The organism is Aminobacter sp. P4_D5 (assembly GCF_056401815.1).
Genome location: NZ_JBFUIP010001477.1, coordinates 1 through 505, shown reverse-complemented (window position 1 = coordinate 505; position 505 = coordinate 1). Strand labels below are relative to the sequence as shown.

The following is a 505-nucleotide window of genomic DNA, read 5'->3' as shown; positions in this document are numbered from 1 at the left end:
GCGAGGAACGGGCGAGGGCAGGCAGGCCGCGAATCCCGGCCGGCGGCGGGCCCAGGCGCGGCGCCGGCTTCCACTCGATGTTCCGGGCGATCGGGATGATGAGCAGGGCCGAGATGGCCAGCGTCGCCAGGGCGCCCGTGGCGCCGACCCAGCCGATGGCGTTGAAGACGAGCGGCACCATGGCGGCCTGTCCCAGGCTGCCGCCGGCGCTGGCGATGCCGATGAACTCGCCGCGCTTCTCGGGCGGCGCCATGCGCCCCACGGCGGCGAGCGCGAGGCCCGTGCCGGCGCTGGCGACGCCGAGACCGGAGAAGAGGCCGATGCCGATCAGCACCGTCGCATTGGAAGGGAAGAGCGCGGGTAGGCCGAGGCCGATGAGGTAGAAGATGCCGCCGCCCGCCATGACGCGGCCGGAGCCGTACTTGTCGGCCATGGAGCCGCTGATCGGCTGGGCGAGGCCCCAGCACAGGTTGTGGAGCGCCACCGCCAGGCCGAAGGCCCAGGG

Annotated in this window: 1 protein-coding gene; it reads right to left on the bottom strand. The window is 74.1% G+C overall.

The features are described from left to right. Window positions 1-505 (bottom strand): MFS transporter (locus AC1DWF_RS39055; RefSeq protein WP_476843743.1); only part of this gene is annotated, 505 nt, incomplete at both ends.